This is a genomic window from Dokdonia sp., from assembly GCF_039945015.1.
GTDB lineage: Bacteria > Bacteroidota > Bacteroidia > Flavobacteriales > Flavobacteriaceae > Dokdonia.
In genome coordinates this window covers 58,097-77,655 of record NZ_JBDUXP010000018.1, presented here as the reverse complement: position 1 = coordinate 77,655, position 19,559 = coordinate 58,097, and the positions used below count along the sequence as shown (strand labels likewise).

Annotated in this window: 13 protein-coding genes; 4 read left to right on the top strand and 9 right to left on the bottom strand. The window is 34.3% G+C overall.

Annotated elements, in window-relative coordinates; translation table 11 throughout:
• Positions 1-159: 159 nt before the first annotated feature.
• The 8 genes from ABJD27_RS12010 to ABJD27_RS11975 all read right to left on the bottom strand — a co-directional run bounded on the left by ABJD27_RS12010 (position 160) and on the right by ABJD27_RS11975 (position 12,279).
• A complete protein-coding gene (locus tag ABJD27_RS12010; protein ID WP_348162470.1) occupies positions 160-1,479 on the bottom strand; it encodes a RagB/SusD family nutrient uptake outer membrane protein in 1,320 nt (439 codons plus the stop codon).
• Between the two features lie 12 nt (positions 1,480-1,491).
• Complete coding sequence (locus ABJD27_RS12005; RefSeq protein WP_348162468.1) at positions 1,492-4,671, bottom strand: TonB-dependent receptor; 3,180 nt, start codon at positions 4,669-4,671, stop codon at positions 1,492-1,494.
• A gap of 343 nt (positions 4,672-5,014) precedes the next feature.
• Positions 5,015-5,362, bottom strand: coding sequence for a cupin domain-containing protein (locus ABJD27_RS12000; RefSeq protein ID WP_348162466.1), 348 nt, complete (start codon positions 5,360-5,362; stop codon positions 5,015-5,017).
• 212 nt (positions 5,363-5,574) lie between these two features.
• Positions 5,575-6,345: a 3-oxoacyl-ACP reductase FabG gene (fabG, locus tag ABJD27_RS11995; RefSeq protein WP_348162464.1), complete on the bottom strand. Its 771-nt coding sequence runs from the start codon at positions 6,343-6,345 to the stop codon at positions 5,575-5,577.
• A 20-nt stretch (positions 6,346-6,365) separates the two neighbouring features.
• A complete protein-coding gene (locus tag ABJD27_RS11990) occupies positions 6,366-7,475 on the bottom strand; it encodes a polysaccharide lyase family 7 protein (RefSeq protein ID WP_348162462.1) in 1,110 nt (369 codons plus the stop codon).
• A gap of 64 nt (positions 7,476-7,539) precedes the next feature.
• On the bottom strand, positions 7,540-8,814 hold the full coding sequence (locus tag ABJD27_RS11985) for an Nramp family divalent metal transporter (protein ID WP_348162460.1): 1,275 nt from the start codon (positions 8,812-8,814) through the stop codon (positions 7,540-7,542).
• Positions 8,815-8,901: 87 nt separating this feature from the next.
• Positions 8,902-9,951: a polysaccharide lyase family 7 protein gene (locus ABJD27_RS11980; RefSeq protein ID WP_348162458.1), complete on the bottom strand. Its 1,050-nt coding sequence runs from the start codon at positions 9,949-9,951 to the stop codon at positions 8,902-8,904.
• Between the two features lie 27 nt (positions 9,952-9,978).
• Entirely contained in the window at positions 9,979-12,279 is a 2,301-nt protein-coding gene (locus ABJD27_RS11975; protein ID WP_348162456.1) for a chondroitinase-B domain-containing protein, read from the bottom strand.
• Between the two features lie 887 nt (positions 12,280-13,166).
• Here ABJD27_RS11975 and ABJD27_RS11970 point away from each other — a divergent pair.
• From ABJD27_RS11970 to ABJD27_RS11955, 4 genes are all read left to right on the top strand, one after another.
• Entirely contained in the window at positions 13,167-13,940 is a 774-nt protein-coding gene (locus tag ABJD27_RS11970) for a DUF2272 domain-containing protein (RefSeq protein WP_348162454.1), read from the top strand.
• 282 nt (positions 13,941-14,222) lie between these two features.
• Entirely contained in the window at positions 14,223-15,704 is a 1,482-nt protein-coding gene (locus ABJD27_RS11965) for a hypothetical protein (RefSeq protein WP_348162452.1), read from the top strand.
• 272 nt (positions 15,705-15,976) lie between these two features.
• A complete protein-coding gene (locus ABJD27_RS11960; RefSeq protein ID WP_348162450.1) occupies positions 15,977-17,122 on the top strand; it encodes a Pycsar system effector family protein in 1,146 nt (381 codons plus the stop codon).
• 6 nt (positions 17,123-17,128) lie between these two features.
• Positions 17,129-18,202, top strand: a complete 1,074-nt coding sequence (locus tag ABJD27_RS11955) for a DUF2652 domain-containing protein (protein ID WP_348162448.1) — start codon at positions 17,129-17,131, stop codon at positions 18,200-18,202.
• A gap of 14 nt (positions 18,203-18,216) precedes the next feature.
• On the opposite strand, the gene argH is transcribed toward ABJD27_RS11955, so the two are convergent.
• Positions 18,217-19,500, bottom strand: coding sequence for an argininosuccinate lyase (gene argH, locus ABJD27_RS11950; protein ID WP_348162446.1), 1,284 nt, complete (start codon positions 19,498-19,500; stop codon positions 18,217-18,219).
• Between the last annotated feature and the right edge of the window lie 59 nt (positions 19,501-19,559).

Genomic DNA, 19,559 nt, shown 5'->3' with positions numbered 1-19,559 from the left:
AATACTTTTTTGTCCCATAAAGCTTTTACGTCTTTTAAATAATTCTTACTGGCTAAGAATTAAGCCAGTAAGAATTAAAACACTTAAGAACAGGCTAATCAATATGTGTTAACGGTACGTTTTTCATCAAATGAAACATCAAAGCCTGTTTTTAGTTTATTAGTATCCCGGATTCTGAGTAATCACTCCATCACTTACAAGGATTTCTGAGATTGGAATAGGGGCTACTAAATAGTTTGCATCTGTAAAATTTAATACTGATTGAGCAGTACCCGTTCTAACCAAATCAAACCATCTTTGTCCTTCAAAAGCTAACTCTAGCCTTCTTTCATCGGCAATAGCTTGTCTAACTAAAGGCTGAGTATTAAGGACTGTATGATCCAAAGCAGCTAATCCAGCTCTAGTTCGTATAGGGTCTAAAAGATCAAGTACATTCTCTGGTGAAGAACCGTTTTCATTTAATGCTTCTGCATATAATAAAATAACATCTGCTAATCTCAGTTCTATCCAATCGTGATCAGGGCCTCCTGTTTGAGGGAATTTTGGAGAAGCCAAAGTTTCCTCATTAATAGTTGTCGCTCTTCTTAAGTCTCCAGGGCTTGCATCAAAAGCAGCAACTAAAGACAGATCTAATGGCGTAAGAGATTTTGTGTCAAGACCACCAGACCAAGACCAAAATTCAGAAAAACCATATTCATCTACTATAGAACTTGATACTTGGGTAGCAAAAATGATTTCTGAATTCAAATCATTTGCCTCTCCAAAAATATCAGCAAAGTTGTCTTGCAAACTAATCCCTGCAGCAGCAGCTCCATTTACAACAGCTGCAAGATGTGATTCTGCATTACCAAAATTACCTCTATGCATATATACTCTACCCAATAAGCCCTGCGCAGCTATTTGAGATGCTCTACCGCTTGATATACTACCATTATCTAAAGTAGCTACTGCATCTATCAAATCAGGAATGATCACATTATTATAAATATCATCGGCAGGCTGTCTTGTTAAATCAAAAGTAGAAATGTCTCCTATGTCTGGTACAAATAGAGTGACAGGAACATCACCAAATACTTGCACTAGTTTAAAGTAAGATAATGCTCTTAAAAACTTAGCTTCTCCTACTTGAGTCATGTCTGTAGAATTTATAATGACATTATTCGCACTTATTATTGATCTATATAAAGCCGTATATAAAGGTCCGAAAAATTGATCTTCCATATCTGTTAAATCACTATTGAACCTATCAAATGCAGGGAATGGTTCTTCTTCCATAAACGCATTATCTGCTCTAAAATCACCCATCACTGCTATAGGCGTAACAGCCCCTAGTTGATAGAAATATGCTGCATTTAAAACTCCAGCAAAATCTGTCAAAGATCCTGAACTAGCAATATTTGGTGGGAATTGATCCAAATCTGTATCCTCACATGCTATTGTTAACACCAATAGTCCTAGTAATAAATATATTTTTTTCATTTTTTCTTTATTTTAAAAATTAACATTTAAACCAAGTGAAAAGCTTCTAACAATTGGACTTGCTCCTACTTGTACCCCATTTGTAACAGGACCTGCATAACCAGAATTTGTTGTCTCTATTCCTTCAGGATTAAAAGAGGTGTACTCACTTGACCAGAAATATAACAAGTTAGTAGCTGCAAGATATAATCTCGCTGATGTTAAACCTACTTTACCAGTCAAACCTTGATCAAACTCATATCCTATAGTCAGATTTCTTAACGCTACATAAGATGCATCTTGTATTGCAGAAGATGTTTGATCTCTTGCTCTCGTATAATGACGCCCACTTGCATCGGCAATTCCATCATCATTAGCATCAAAACTATCTCGTAATCTTCCACCAAACTGAGATTGCCAGTAAAGTGGATCTACATTAAAGACTTCTGCTCCATGAGATCCTTGCCATTGCATAGACAAGTCAAAATCTTTATATTTCATTGAAGTATTAAAACCCCAGTAAAAATCTGGTGTATTTTGTCCTATTTTAACTAAATCTCCACCTTCTTCAACAGTTCTTGTTGCATCTATTACACCATCACCATTTTGATCTACCACATAAACTTCACCACTATCGGCTCCTAAAGTTCTCGTTGGATCTGCTATGTGTATAGATTCAACAAGTCCTTCGCTTTCTAATCCCCACATCTCACCTATTTCTCCACCTACATAATTTCTAAAGATGGGACCTCTACCGCTCTGTCCATAAATTTGTCGAGGCAATTCAAGTGAACCATCATTAAGTGCTGTAATCTCTGTGTTTACTGTAGATAAGTTACCTCCTACAGTCAAAGTAAAATCTTGTTTTTGTATAACATTTGCAGATAGCTCAAGTTCAAATCCAGAACTTCTCACATCACCAGCATTTAGTCTTATTGAAGGGGTACCAAAAACTTCTGATACGCTCTGATTAATTAAGATATCTTCAATATCTGATGTATAGTAATCTACACCTACTCTAATACGGTTGTTTAGGAAACCTAAATCACTACCATAGTTTCTCTCTGTAGTGGTTTGCCAAGTTAAATCTGGGTTTGCTATATCTGATGGAATTAAAAATCCAGTACCAAAAATTGTAGCTTGAGGATTTAAAAGACTCAATGAATTGTAGGCTCCTAAATCAGAGGTAGATCCTAAAGAACCGGTGCTAAACCTTAGTTTTAATAAGTTTAATAAATCCGAGCTATACCATGATTCGTTGTGTATGTTCCATCCAAAAGAAAGTGCTGGGAATGTTTCATATCTATTATTTTCGCCAAAGCGAGAATCACCATCTCTTCTCACAGATACTGATAACAAAAAGCGATCGTCATAGGCATAGTTAATTCTTCCAAAGACACTTCTTCTAGTAATAGTCTCGTCCCTTTCTGTTGTAGTGATGTCAGCAGGGTCTAATAGATTAAAATTAATAATTTCTCCAAAGGGTACATTTGTCCCATTTACAGCAATCCCTCTTCTATAGAAATTTTGAAATTCAAGTCCTACTACTGCAGCGAGGTCATGCTTACCAAATACTTTTGCATAATTTAATGTAGTCTCACTTAATACTGAACTTCTTTTTAAATCTGTTTGATTTAAGTTAGTTTGAGTGCTACGTGCTCTAGAATCTGCCTCAAGTCCTCTATAACGATATTGTTGAGTATCTTCAAGGTCTGCCCCAAGTACGGTTCTTATATTTAGCCCATCTATGATACTATATTGTAAGTACGAATTAAAATTACCAAAATAGGTTCTTTGTGTCCGTTCCTGGTTATTAAGTTTTGTTGCAGGACCTGCATCTCCAGATCCTCCAATACCATTTCCAGATCTTCCATAGTGCCAGTCTTGCGCCGTATCACCTGGTTGTAATGTAAAGATGCTATTATTAAAAGGGGCATCACCTCCTCTATAACCATCATCAAATGGTGCAAGTCCCAAAGCTACTGCTTCATTATTGAGTTGTTGAACAAATGCAATAGACTCTTCTGTATGAAAAATAGGGTGGACTCCATATGCTCTCAAAAGATCTCTTTGATCATGAGCGAGTAGTGCTCTATCGGAATAGAATCCATTAAAACTCATTCCTGTCTTGAACTTTTCCCCCAATTTAGCATCGATACTCAAACGTACATTATATCTTTCAAATTCCTGAGTAATTGCAACTCCCTCGGTATCTAAATGACCTAACGAAGCAAAATATCTTACGTCTTCATTACCTCCAGTCATACTGAAGTTATTGCTTATCGTATTACCAGTTTGAAAAAGCCATTCTTCTGGACTTATAGCTCCTGGCGAATTTCTAAAGGCATTTATTCTATAATCCAATAAAGCTGGGTCTACTTCGGAAACATCCCAACTTCCATTGGCAATATTAGACTCTATAGTATTAGCCCATTCTCCAGCATTCATTAGTAGATTGTCTCTTTCGTACTTATTTGATGTACTAAAGTATGTGTTGTAACTAAAACTAGTTTTTCCTTGTTTTCCTTTTTTAGTTGTAACCAAAACAACTCCATTTGCTCCTCTAGAACCATAAATAGCAGCAGAAGCACCATCTTTTAACACTTCTATGCTTTGAATATCGTTTGGGTTAATAGTTCCTAAATCTCCTGAAATTGGATATCCATCCACAACAATTAACGGACTTGAATTACCGTTAACAGATGCAGATCCTCTAATTAGAATTGTTGGAGCTGCCCCAGGTTCTCCATTTTGATTTTTAATCAATACACCTGCTAGTTTACCTGCTAATGCATCATCCACACGATTTGCTTGAATTGCAGCAACTTCTTCTCCTCCTACTTTAGCAATAGCACCTGTTAAATGACTCTTTTTTCGAGTACCGTACCCAACTACCACTACTTCATCTAGTGTATTGTCTATTGCAAGTACTACATTTAAAGTAGGTTGCCCTGTAATAGTGATTGTCTGAGTTGCAAAACCTACATAAGAAAATTGGAGAATATCTCCTGTAGATACTGTAATTTGATAGTTACCTTCAAAATCTGTTGTAGTACCCGTCTGAGTACTTTCAATTATTACATTTACACCAGGTATGGCAATGCCATCAGTGCCAGATGTAACATTTCCAGTTAACTCATAACTGTTTTGAGCAAAAAGCATAGCCCCAAACAGAAAGAAGAATACTAAGGAAAACTTAGTTTTTACATTCATAATTAATAATTTAAGATTGAATTAATTTGTTTTTTTAAAATAATTCTCAAAAAAAATTAAATGTTGTAGTTTCTGTAAACGATTTACTATTTTTACAACAAAATAAGTTCTTTGAGCTTATTTGTACTTCCTACCAGAAGTTAATTAGAAGGACAGTGTCGAAGCTGTCCTTTTTTATTGGTTTGCCAAAGTGGTTAACCAGATTGGTTTACCAAATATGATAATAAATATTTGTTAATGCAAATTATAGTGTTAAAATTTTAAGATTTTTATTAAAAACACCTTAAATCCCTATACGAATTACTGCACTATTAGTAATATTAGGAAAAGTATTCTGTCGAGTTTATTCCATGAAATCTTCACGAATTGGACTAAAAACATCAATAAGTATCCCAGCTTTAGTACAAATTGCCCCATGCATCACGTTTGGTGGTATATAGAAAGAATCGCCACCACGAACCGTTTTTGTCTCATTTCCAATGGTTAATTCGTATTCACCACTTTCGACATAAGTAACTTGTGAATGATAATGCTGATGCATTACTCCAATTGCTCCAACTTGAAAGTCTACTTTTACCAGCATAATCTTATCATCATACCCCATAATTTTACGTTTGAGACCTTCTCCCACAATTTCCCATTCGATATCATCGCCGAATATAAATTCTTTACTTGTTCCAAATGATTTCATATACTTAGTTTTTGATTTGTTTTAATGTATAATTTCCTTTCTAAGCATAATTTTTACCTGAAAGGGTTATGTTTTATTTGCTTTCACGAAAGTGGTATTTATTACTATAATCACCTAGCTGTATTACCCTCTCGATAGCCATATAATCTTCTGGAGCATTAATGTGGCCTAAAATGTTTTTAACTATCTATCATATACAATTTAACAACAAGCTACATATTATAAACTCCGCCATTGATATCAAGGGTTGCACCAGTAATAAAGCCGTCGTATTCAGAAGCCAAGTATAAAACTGCACGCGCTACATCGGCTGCGTTACCTGCTCGTCCTATCGGAATACTAGCCGTTGTTGCATCTGCTGATTCTTTTGTTGTATGGGTATTGTGAAACGATGTACCAAGAATAAGACCCGGAGCAACAGCGTTGACTCGAATACCTTGAGGCCCCAATTCTGTAGATAGTGCCCGAGTTAGTGTTAGAATTGCCCCTTTGCTGGTAGCATAAGCTAACGATCCTGGATGCCCTCCTTTTCGTCCAGCGAGTGATGCCAAGTTAATAATACTACTATTCTCATTTTTTGCTAAATGAGGAGATGCAGCACGTATCACAAACATCATAGATGTGAGATTGATATCCATTACTTTGTGCCAGAATTCAGTTTCCATCTCGTTTAGCATTTTACGTGCAACAAGTGAACCTGCGTTGTTGATCAGGATATCCAGTCCTCCAAACGATTCTATTGTTTTTTCGACTATTGTATTTGCATCGGCTTCGTTTGTTAAGTCACCAGGTATAATAACCGCTTTTTGTCCTTTGCTTATTGCATATTCCATCAATTGATTTGCCATCTCAGTACTAGAAAAATAATGGATAGCAACATTGGCTCCGCTATCAATAAAATGCCTAGTAATTGATTCGCCAATTCCTTGGGCACCAGCAGTTATAAGGACATTTTTAGTAACTAATTTATCATTGTTATTCATGGTATTCTAAATTAATTGAACTAATCATTTTTAATAAAATAACCATCATTGGACACGGCAGCATCACTTACATAGATACTTGCTGTTTTAAACCAAACTTCAGCATAGTTTCCGTCTTCATATTGCTTTTGAATATCACCTCCATGCGTTTCTGCACCAGAACACCATACTTTATTTACTTCGGGAGATTTTCCATTGGTTTGATTATAAGAACCAAGCTTGAAAAAGAGACCTTCACTAGCGTACGCATTTTTACGTTCTACACCGTCTTGACCAATTGGCACAAATAAATTTTGTGTTTGCTTAGGTATATTGGTAGTGGTTGTGTATTCTGATTCGATTAAGTTTTTTGTAAACGATTTAGTTTCATGTCCTTCACTAATAAATTTCAAGTTCATAATACCATCCTTAACTTCAATTTCATAACTAAATTCTTCACCTAAAGCAATACCATCTATAGGTTCTTCCGGGTAGGTGTTTTCATCGGTGCCAACAACAGAAAAATTATTGCCCCAAACTGCTGATGAATAGTCCCATCTTCCAGAATTATCATCACCTAGCGTATTAATTTCATAATTCCAAAAAATAGACCCTTTTGTATGACCAGGGAATTTTTTGTAAAATATTTTAAGTGGTTCATTCTCATGCCCATCTGCACTATGAATCTGACCTACAACTACAGAATATGAAGCTGCTACTCGGGCGTCACCAGTAGATGATACATTTGTTACTTTAAGTGTTGCTGTTAATTTAGCGTCTGTTAAAGGAGACCATTTTTTTGCTTGAGCTAGTTCCGTTCTTGTATTGTTTGAAGTGCCATGAGTATCTCCTGAGTTGGGTGCTTTATAAACTACCCAATTATTACTGCCATCATTTGCAGTATAGAAGAAATCTTTGTTTTCAAAATTATTTACAACACCAGCATTTGAACCGTCACCTAAAATTAATTTCCAATGATCGAAAAATGGAATGACATCACTTGCGTAAACAGTTTTTTGCACTTCGACTTCACTTGTACTAAGTGAAGTCGAAGTGTTCGTTTTTTTAGCCGTATTAGTACAGCTAGTAAGTATTAGGGAAATACTGAGGAATAAGAACGTTGCTCCTGATATGATGATTTTTTTATTCATTGTTTTATTGTTTAACTTCAGTTGCTAAATAAATATCTTGGTTTTTTTTGATATCAATTAATTATTAGAAATATTCTAAAAGTGCTATTATACCGTTATAAGAAATCACTAATGAAAAGAATAGTGCAGCATACATTCCAATATAAACACCTAAACTAGTTTTATACTCTTTCATTACTTTTTTACTGCTTAACATAAGAATAATACCTAGTACTACAATTGGTAGAACAAACACATTAAATACCTGAGATAAAATTTGAATTTCAATAGGATTTGCACCAAAAGCTGGCCCGATTAAAGCCACTAAACAAGCAATAGCTGTAATAACTCTAAACTGACGGGAATTGGTGTCTAATGTTCCTGATTGGTAATCAGCTATTAATAAAGGTGCGATTAATAAACAAGGAAAAATAGATGATAACCCCGCACTTAATGCTCCAAAGAAGAAAATAGTAACTGCCCATTTACCTGCAACTGGCTCTAAGGTATTTGCCATATCTAACACATGTGTCACTTCTTTGCCTTGATAAAATAATGCGCCTGCTGCTACAGCCATTATCGTTGCACTTATCACAAATATTAAAATAGCTGCTGTAATGGCATCTCTTTTTTGTTGTTTCAAATTCTTAATTGTCCATCCTTTTCCTTTTACAAACAAAGGGCGAGACAAAAATGTAGCTGCTGCCATAGTCGTACCCACAAAGGCTGCTACTAACATTTTTCCACCGGGAACATCAGGTATTGTAGGTGCCAATCCCTTAACTACATCTATTGAAAGGGGTTGTACAAAAAGTAATGAAAGTAAGAATGAAAACCCCATTAGGGTTACAAATATGATTAGTATTTTTTCAAAGAAAGTATATTTACCAACAAGCATCAACAAATAAAAGGTGACGATTATTACAATAGCTATTGTTAAAACAGTTTCATACTCATACGCACTTAATCCTTCAAAATTTAATGCTAAGATTTCAAAAATAATATTGGAGGAAATTCCTAAAATTCCCATAAGTGAATTCCATTGCCCAAAGGTGACCCCAATAATTATTAATATGGCTAAAACTTTACCATACTTTAAATGCTTTTTAAATCCGTAAAGTGCGGTATTGCCTGTTAGTAATGCATAATTTCCGTAAGCAAACATTAACACACCAGAGAAAAGACAACTCAATAAAAGCACCCATAATAATTGCATATTAAACTTGCTGCCAGCGACAATCATCGATGTAACACTACCTGTTCCAATGGTATAACCAATAGCAAAAATACCAGGCCCAAAGCCTAGTATTAACGCTATAATCTTTTTAAATAGCGATATTTTAGGTGTGTTGACTTCCATATTTATAGTTGTTTTTTACGCTTTCGCGAAAGCGTGATCATTACTATCTGAATTATAATAATTCTAAAATGTCAAATCTGTATAGTTCTATTTATCTGGCGATACACCTACGCCTACCGTAGCTTCTTTAAACCAAACTTCTGTGTAGCTTCCATTTGCATACTGCTTTTCTATATCTCCATTGTAAATTTCTGCACCAGTACTCCAGATCATATTCGTTTCTGGATCTTTCCCATTGGTTTGGTTATATGCGCCTTGTTTAAAATATTGTAATTCCTCAGCGTATGCATTTGGCTGTTCTGTACCATCCCGATCTATGACAGCATATAATCTTCTAATTTGTTCTGGAATATCTGAGTCATTAGTATATTCGGATGAAATCAAATTTTTTGTAAATGTTTTAGTTTCATGATTATCACTTATAAAAGTGAGATACATAATACCTTTATACACATTTACTGTATAATTGAACACTTCACCTAACTCAATACCATCGGTAGGCTCTTCGGGATACGTGTTTGGATTTGATCCTAAAACAGACATATCATACCCCCAAACAGCAGTAGAGAAATCCCATCTTTCTGAGTTATCCCCTTCAGTATTGATTTCATAATTCCAAAACACGGATCCTTTTTTGTGGCCAGGAAATTTTTTATAATAGATTTTTAAAGGCTCATTTTCATGTCCTTCATCACTATGAATTTGACCAATAACTACAGAATATGAAGCAGCAACCCTGGCATCACCAGAAGTAGATACATGTTGCACTTTTAATGTCCCTGTTAGTTTGCCTCCTGTTTTAGGAGTCCAATGTTTGAGTTGTCCTAATTCTGTTCTTGTATTACTTGAAGTTCGTGAAGTAATGCCAGAATTAGGTGTTTTATATACTACCCAATCTGTCTTACCATCATTTGAAACATAAAAAAAACCTTTTTTCTCATAATTCATCAATGTATCAGTATGCGTACCATCTCCTAAGAGAATTTTCCATTCATCCATAAATGAAATAACATCGCTTGGGTATTTTGTTACATCTTCGCTTTCACTTTGAATCGTTGATTCTGAGGTTTTTTTAGAATCATTCTTACACGCAACAATTGCTAACAATGTACCTAATATAAATAATGCTTTTTTCATTTTTAAATTGATTTTCTTTACATACTATTAATACACTAATTTTAATTTTAAATTCTGTACCACTTTAATTTCACCAGACTTTACAACCGTATTATTCAAAGGTTTTTGTCCTTTTTCTCCCCATAGCACTGCAATGGTTTTTACTGGGTTATTCTTAAAGCTATTATTCTCTAACCTTACATGTACAATACCTCTAGTTTTGAGAAGTATATTACTTGATTCTTTAGCGCCACAATTGGTAAATGTATTACCACTAACAACTAAGCTCCCACCTATAGTAGATTCGTCATAACCACCACGGTAATAATCGAGTACGTCCATTTTCACATTATTAAATTGAGAGTCTTCTATAAAAACAAATGCTGCGTTATAATCTCCTTTGTCATTCGTTTCTTTATTGAGTTGGATGCCTCGTAATGTGTTTTGAATGACACTATTTTTAATTGAAATCGTATCGGCAAACGAAGCTTTGCTTGTTTCTAATACACTCTTAAATCCATCAATTTCTACCTGATCAAGCCAAAGCTCATACGACTGCCCCATATTCTTATCAAGCGTGGCAAAAGCATCTGTATTTACTTCTCCCTTAAGAATTATGTTTTTGATTTTCAGTTTAGCACGTGGTTGGAGTTCAAATCCTTTGTCTGTGTTTTTAAAAATAAGTACAGGTTTTTCACTTGTGGAGGATTGAAGGGTTACCGCTTTCGCGAAAGCGTATGTTTCATTAATCTCATAATCACCCCCGTTTAATTCAATAGTATCACCATTAGTGCTTTCTGCAATCGCTTTAGTAAGTTCCGAAGTATTTGAAACTTTGATTGTCTTTGGAGTTGTTTCTGGTGGATTTGTGTTGAACCACGAGGTACCATAATTAGATATATCTAGCAACTCTGTGCCATTTTCTATTGATTTTGTAATGGCACCTATCTCATTTTTATCTGTACGCTTATTATTAAAGAGGTCTTCTTCTATGCGATTAAAGTCAAAACCTTTATAAATTTCTGCATTGAGGTTTTGTGGTGTTTGGAATATTTCGGCTATAGTTGAAAGCTTCATATCTTTAGTAATAAGACCATCCGTTTGGTATTCACTTTTATTCTGGACATTAATGATATTGTTCTTGAATAATACACCTGTAATAGAGTCGTACGTCTTAACTGTTTTCGCGAAAGCGTTATCTGTATACACCAAATTGTTTGCCATTATCATACGCTCAGCTCTTGCAGATCGAATTTCTGAAGCAGGAAGTACTTCGGCCTGACTAAGGTTTGCCCCTACACCAAAATGCCATGGCGTTTTTGTATTAATAAATGAATTGTGTGCTACCACTACATCTGTTACTTGATTGTAACGATTAAGAGGAGATTTAGGTATACCGTTCATCACTGCAAGTGGAGCGCGAAATTCGTTTCCTTTTAAATTGTAGAAGTAGTTATTTACGATCCAATGCCCCGTATTAATTACTCGAATCCCTCCAATAAATTCTGAATTATCATTTCCTATAAATACGTTTCCATCTATCGTTGCATAATTGCCGTGACGAAGTACGAGAGAGCCTTCAGACTCGAAGAATACATTATTCTTAAACGTATTATAATTAGATTTACTCGAGATAATCTCTACCTCACCATTGCAACGTTCAAAATAATTATGCTCAACATTTACAAATCCTGGAGTCATAGAAGTGAAACTACTTCCTATTTGCATAGTTTCGGCGCGTGGCCCTCCTTTTCTTGGGCGTGGTCCAAAATGATTATTTTTTATCTGATGATAGGTATTTACATTTTCATTCCCCTTTAAGGAAACACGTAAGGTGGGGCCTTGATTTGTTTTTCCTGTAATATAGTTATGATCAAAACTATTGTGTTGTCCCCAGAGTTCTATCCACAAATTCTTGCTGTCTCTATCTGGATTTGTAAAATCTTGAATGACACAATCTGTCACTCGTGAGTGATAAGCAATTCTATCACTATCTATCATAAAACGAATAACAGCCTCTTCTGTTGTAAAACCATTTTTAAAATGAAGGCCACTTACTTCAAGATATTTCCCTCCTAATTTAAGAGAAGAATTTCCTTCTAATATTACTTTTCCAGGTGTTTCTGCGCGAAGTATTATGGGGTTATCTTTGGTTCCCTCTCCATAAAATTGGATGGCGACGTCTTTCCATATACCGTCTTTAAGTACAATCTCATCACCAACGTTTATATTCTTGATGGCTTCTTGAAGTTCGTTTTCCGTTGTGACGATCTTGACATTGATAGGATCTGATTTAGTACAGGATCCTAATAAAATCAATGAGCAAAAAAAGAGAAGATATCGAGTCATAAAAGAATTAATTAATAATTATACGTTTTAGCGAAAGCAAAAAATAAATGCCTAAATACAACATTATAATATTCAAATTCACAAATATAATTGCAGGGAAGTTCTTTAAAAGTAGGCTCATTTACAGTATTTTACATACTGAATCTATAACTTCAAGAGCATTATATTTAAGTAGATAAATTGGTTTTCCAAACTGGTTTACCAATTTATTTGTTCAAATATATATATAATTTTGACACTCACAATAATTTAGGTATAATTTATATTTTAAGAAGATTACATCTATTAGTGTCTTATCTATTATTTTTGTTTTCTGATAAAATAAACCGAAATATTACTATAGGTAGGGTCTTACACACTATTGCGTGTAGTAGCATCCCAATAGATATAATAAACCCTTAATTCAGTATTCTGATTAATAATAAAAAAATGTTTGTTTAAACTCATAACCCGAAGGTCACTGGTTCGAGTCCAGTTCCCGCTATTAAAGAAATCAAGCCTTCACATTTCTGTGAGGGCTTTTTTGATCCTTGAGATCTGCATGTATTGATCTTAGGTTTTTTAGATTTTATAATGATCCATTTTATTTTTTTCTTCGAAGTAATCTTTAACCATTATTAGTTGCTGCTTTTTTAATTTCTAATATGGATTTCATTTTTTTGCTAAAAATAAAATTCAAAATTTTAGATATTAAATAGCTTCAAATACTAAGTGTGTGTTATTAATTATTTGGAATTAAGCATGTTATATTTATTTTTAATATATTTAAGAATATGTTATGTAGTAGTTGAGATGAATATTACAATTCTCAACTAGCATATATCATTTGATATAGACAAGAACAATCTAGGGCGAGCATAGCAGACTAACCATAAGACATAGGAATTATGAATGACAAAGCAATTGATTCACGAATGTTTATCGCAAACGTTAGAGGTACACCTAGATTTGGGAACAATATTGTTGGTGTCTTAAATCAATCTGACCCTGTTGTGGTCACTGGGGAACAAGTAGGTGATCGATGGCTTCCATGCTCAGTTACCTTAGATGGTGAACAGCGAGACGTCTTCGTGTCCAAGAATGTATTACGTGACCAAGTATCACCTGCAAAAGAACGACTCATGCGTGAATGCGTGAAACAATGGCTTCGTTTTGATAAGGGTAATGCAAAAGAACATCACTCACCACATTTCAATTTTGTGGGAGAGTTCTGGCAGGCGATTCCGCTCAATTTGGATGGCAAAGATCGCGACGTTCCGTGGTCGGCAGCATTTATCTCGTTTTGTGTTAAGACTGCAAGAGGGTATAGTGGTTTTAAGTTCGCTGCTGCGCATTCAAAGTATGCACACCAAGCTATTAGACGAAGAAATGAGAATGTTGACGGTCCCTACTGGGGCTTTCGGATTAATGAACATAAGCCACAACTAGGTGATATGGTCTGCAGAAGCAGAGCAGGTTCTGGAGCTACATATGATTTTGCCTTGAACAATGATGCTTTCAAGAGTCACTGTGATATCGTTGTTAGAATCGCAAAGGATCATGTTGTGACCATTGGTGGTAATGTACGCCATAGCGTTTCGAAAACGAATTATGCAATAAACTCTAATGGCTTTTTGGAAGGCAATGGAAAAGTCTATGCCGTCTTGAGAAACAATCGATAATTAGATGTTTGACTTATGCCGCGATTACGATATTGTGATTGAGTAAGAGTGTGTGGGATTAAGAAACGAAGATTGAGATAGGTATAATACTTGCTTAATCTAATCATAGACTTCACTCCCTATATAAGTTTTATTGTATCTGAATTTTGGTGTTATCTAAAAATATCTTTACCAAATTTCCTTTTTAAAAACCAAGTAGTTCTACGTATTTGGCATTGTGAAAATTTTGTTAATTTTGTAACACATTGAAAATGAAACTCTAACCATTAATCCCACAAATCAATGAAATCTAAATCTATCATTTTAAAAAGTTTATTAACTCTAGGAGTTATTACACTTTTTTTGAGTGCTTGCGATCAAAAAAAACAAGAAAAAGCAACACCGGAAGCAAAACTCGAAACCTATAGTGATCTAGCTGTAGCCACATCTACGGGATCTACGCCTTGTGATTGCGAAAAAAACTGGTTTCCACATTCACAAACACCAGGACCTGAAGAAGGAAAAGGAAGCCCTTTTGATACAACAAGTACAACCAACTGTATGTTTCAACAGTGGTCATTCCAAAAGTTTTTATGGCTAACAAAACCTGAAGCAAATGGGAGACCGCTATTCTTAGATTCTTTAAAACAAGTTACCAATCAGATGGAGCCTGTAACAATTCCTTCTGGAACTTCTGTTGCATTATCTAGTATTCATCAAGCTGGACTAGATGCCGTTTTACAAACAACTCCAGAATATAGCGCAGATGGTAAAACTTCGGATACCGTTTATTATTCTATACATATTAATTCTATACTAGAAACAGCTATTACAAAATATGTAGATAGTATAAAGAATGGTACGTTATCTAAAAATAATACAGCAACCTTTCCAGTAAGTTCATTAGAAACCAAAGTTTCTTGGGTTCCAATAACGGCGTTACCAAGTAAGGATATCGCAGAAAAGAATTACTATACTACCATGGCAGCTGTGACGCAAAAAGATGGAACAGTCGTAAAAGAAGAAGTTGCATTACTAGGAATGCACGTAGTAGGCGTTGTGATTAATCACCCAGAATTTATCTGGGCAACGTTTGAGCATAATTCTTTAGCACCAGTATTTGATATACCTTCTAATACAGCAAGTTCAGATACGAACACGCTTATTTTTAAAGAAGGAAGTGTGACTGGTGTTGATGGAATAAGATGGCAATCTGGAAGTGCAGTCAAAGCAGATCAAGCATTTGGATTGTTTAAGTATGGTGTAGCTGTAACGGGTCCTAATGATTATGTGAAAACAAGTCAACCAGAGCCAGACAACTATAATAAGATAGACAGCCTTAATATGTGTGTTTCTGCTGCCTTAAAAAGCGAAAATGATGTTTGGCAAAATTACCAATATGATGGTGCTATTTGGTTAAATATGGATGGTTTAACACCAACTCAACAAGCAGATACTATTGTAAAATTATATAGACATATTAAAGATGCAACACCGGGATCTATGGCTAGAGGGTCATTAGCTTCTGCAAATGTTACGATGGAGACGTTTACACAAACGTATCAAACAACTACAGATAAAATTACGGATGCATCAAAGCTACTAAATTGTTTCAGCTGTCATCGTGGAGCTCCAGATACAGGAGGTGATGCTATACGATCTCCTTTGTATTTAAGTCACGTATTTAGTGGTAATGTTTCTCTTATTGTAGACGAACAAACTCCTACAGAAATTGAAGCTAATAAGCTTAAAGCTTTCATGAAACAATTAAGAACTCAAGAATAATCAATGTTTTAATAAATACCAATACCTTTAATTCGTATTGATGTAATAAAAAAAGGCTTCACAGTAATGTGAAGCCTTTTTTGTTCTATGTACGTAGCGCATAACATTTCTTACTATGATATTAAAGAACTTTTCAATCGTAGCCTATGTAAAAGTAATTCAGAAATTAAATGCATCAAATTTGAGTATTTAGAAGAATGTCCTGCTTGTTGTGTTATAAATATTCAATATTGTCAAATAGATAATTTGTTTAAAAAATGCAACATTTAAATATGATTGATTTAATATCTGAAGTTGAAAGTTATGTTTTTAAGTTTTTTTCTTCAAAAAAGGAAATATTACTATATCATAATTATGATCACACGCTTCGGGTAGTAAAATTTGCCGAAAATTTAGCCAATCATTTAGAATTAAATGAAGAAGATAAATCAATTCTAAAAGTTGCTGGATTCTTTCATGATACAGGATATATTATTTCACCAAAAGATCACGAAGAAAAAAGTGTCGAGATTTGTATTGATTTTTTGGAAACTCTTGTAGTCGATCAAGAATTTATTGATAAAGTAAAAGCGACGATTCTTTCTACAAAATTAGGGGTAGAACCTACTACATTGCTGGAGAAAATTATAAAAGATTCAGACTGTGGGCATATTACACATAAAGATTTTATAGGATATTCAGACTTACTTCGTAGAGAGCTAGAAGCTGAACAACAAATTACGATAGCTCATAAAACATGGATAGAAACCACGTTAACTTTTTTAAATAGGCATCGGTTCTATACAGAATATGCTAAAGACAATTGGCAAGAGCTTAAAGAGAAAACAATATTTAAACTTCTAAAAGAAAAAGATAAGATTGATGTGTCTAGTGAAAGGAACGAAAAACCAGAAAAAGGAATTGAAACAGCCTTTAGAGTCTCCTTGAAAAATCACATGAAACTAAGTGATATAGCAGATGCTAAGGCTAATATATTACTCTCTGTAAATGCCATTATTATTTCTGTTGCATTATCAATTTTAGTCCCAAAATTAGATAACCCTACAAATGGTCATCTTATTTTCCCGACAATTGTTTTAATTGGATTTAGCATTATTGCTATGATTTTTTCAATCCTTTCAACAAGACCAAAAGTGACACAAGGTTTTTTTACGAAGGAGGATATTAAGAATAGAACGGTAAACCTATTATTCTTCGGGAACTTCCATAGTGTCTCGCTAAAAGATTTTACTTGGGGAATGCATGAAATGATGAATGATAAGGAATATTTATATGACTCAATGATTAAGGACCTGTACTTTCTTGGAAAAGTACTACACAAAAAATATAACATCCTACGGATTACCTATAATATTTTTTTAGTGGGATTATTGATCTCGATTGCAGCATTTGCATTAATGTTTAAAATTTCAATATAATTTACGATGAAAAATTACGCACTATATTTTATGCCCGATATCAGTGGGTTTACAAATTTTGTGACACATACTGAAATAGAACATAGCAAACATATTATCTCTGAGCTATTAGAATTATTAATAGATGCAAATACGATTGATTTAAAATTAGTAGAAATAGAAGGAGATGCACTCTTTATGTTTACAGAAACAATGCCATCCTTTAATGATCTGATTGAACAATCAACAGACATGCTAGATGCTTTTTCTACACATTTAGATCTGTATAATACCAATCGTATTTGTAATTGTGGTGCTTGTATTAGTGCTCATGATCTAAAAGTTAAATTTATTATTCACTATGGAGAAATATCATATATAAGAGTTAAGGATATCGTAAAACCCTATGGAGGAGATGTAATCAAGATTCATAGATTCTTAAAAAACAGTATCCCATCTAACCAATACTTGTTGATATCTAAGGAGACCATTGATTTTTATGATGAGTCTATTCTTGAATTTGGTTTTGAAGAAAAGGCCGATTTGTATGATTTTGGGACATCACATTATTACTTTAAAACATTGCAATCTAAAAAAAACAATGTTGAACGTACTATTGTAAAACCAGGTTTTTCACCACAAATAAACGAACAAATTATAATTTCTAAAGATGTACATCTGGTGTATCAGTTTATAAGTGATTTTAGTGTTCGAACATCTTGGTACAAACTTGTTGATAGATTAGATTATGATGCGTTCCGTTTAAATAGGGTAGGAACGACACATAAGTGTATTTCTGGATCGGACATTTTTAAAGTAGAAACATTGGGGGATTCACAGAATAATACACAGTTAATCTATGGGGAGAGAACTACAGACATTGGGGAGAGAACTACAGACATTGAAAACCTCAAACGTTACACGTATTACTTGACTGCAATACCCATTGATAATAATAGTACACAGTTAGACATTGAAGTATTTTTAGAATTTGAAGAGCTACCTGATATTAAAAAACAAGAAGTACTTCAACATATAAAAAAGGGTTGGCATGAAAGCATATTTCATTTAGCAAAAGAAACTTTAAATCTAACTAATTAATGTAAAATTATACTCTAGCCCAACGCTAGATCAAACTTCTCCTTAATCTTATCCAGACATAAATTGCCAAGACTCCCTATATGAGTATGCTCTTTTGCCTGCTCTGGAGTATACGTCCCAGATTGTACTTGAGAGCCTATTTGTTGATACGCATCTCTAAAGGAATGACCCTCCATAACAAGCGTATTAATGCTATCTACCGTATATAAATATTGATACTTCTCATCTTTTAAATCAATGTCCTTTATAATAATTTGTTTGATCGCATAATTGAAGATATCTAAAACCTCTATCACTTCTTGAAAAGCAGTAATACTATGCTCTTTTAATAATTGAAAATCTCTGTGATATCCACTAGGTAAATTATTGGTGATGAGAAGCATTTCTGTATGTAAAGCCTGAATTCTATTGCACTTTCCTCTTATGAGTTCAAACACATCGGGATTCTTTTTATGTGGCATGATACTACTCCCAGTAGTGAGTTTATCAGGAAAAGAAATGAATCCAAAATTCTGACTCATATACAAGCAAATATCCATGGCAAATCTTCCTAAAGTATTACATAGTCCACCTAAAGCACTGGCAACAGTTCTTTCATTTTTCCCTCTACTTAATTGTGCTGCAACTACATTATATTTAAGTGTAGAAAACCCTAATGCTACAGTTGTAAAATTTCTATCTATAGGAAACGAACTCCCATAACCTGCAGCCGATCCTAACGGATTTTGATCGACAGTTTTTAAGGCAGCTTGGAGCATATAAACATCATCTACCAATAGCTCTGCATAGGCAGAAAACCATAACCCAAAAGAAGAAGGCATCGCTACTTGTAAATGAGTATATCCTGGTAAAATAGTTTTTTTATGTGTCTCGGCTAGCTGTAAAAAAGTGTCAAATAATGTATTGGTTTTTGTAATCACCTGTTTTAAATGGTCCTTGTAAAATAGTTGTAATGCCACGAGCACTTGATCGTTTCTTGAACGTGCAGTATGAATTTTTTTACCTACTTCTCCATATTCTTTAGTGAGTTCATATTCGATCTTAGAATGCACATCCTCAAACTGAGATTCTATGATAAACGTGCCTTCCTCTATTTGCAATGCTATTCCTTTTAATCCTTTGTCTAATTGCTGTAATTCTTCTGAAGAAATGATTCCAATTGCTGCAAGCATCTCCGCGTGAGCAAGCGATGCTTGTACATCATATATGGCGATGTGCATATCGATCTCTCTATCATTTCCTACAGTAAATTGTTCTATTTGTTGGTCTATCGTAAACCCTTTATCCCAAAGTTTCATACTATTGTTTTAAGTGTATTATGACTATTTGAATTGTGTTTTATACGCTTTCGCGAAAG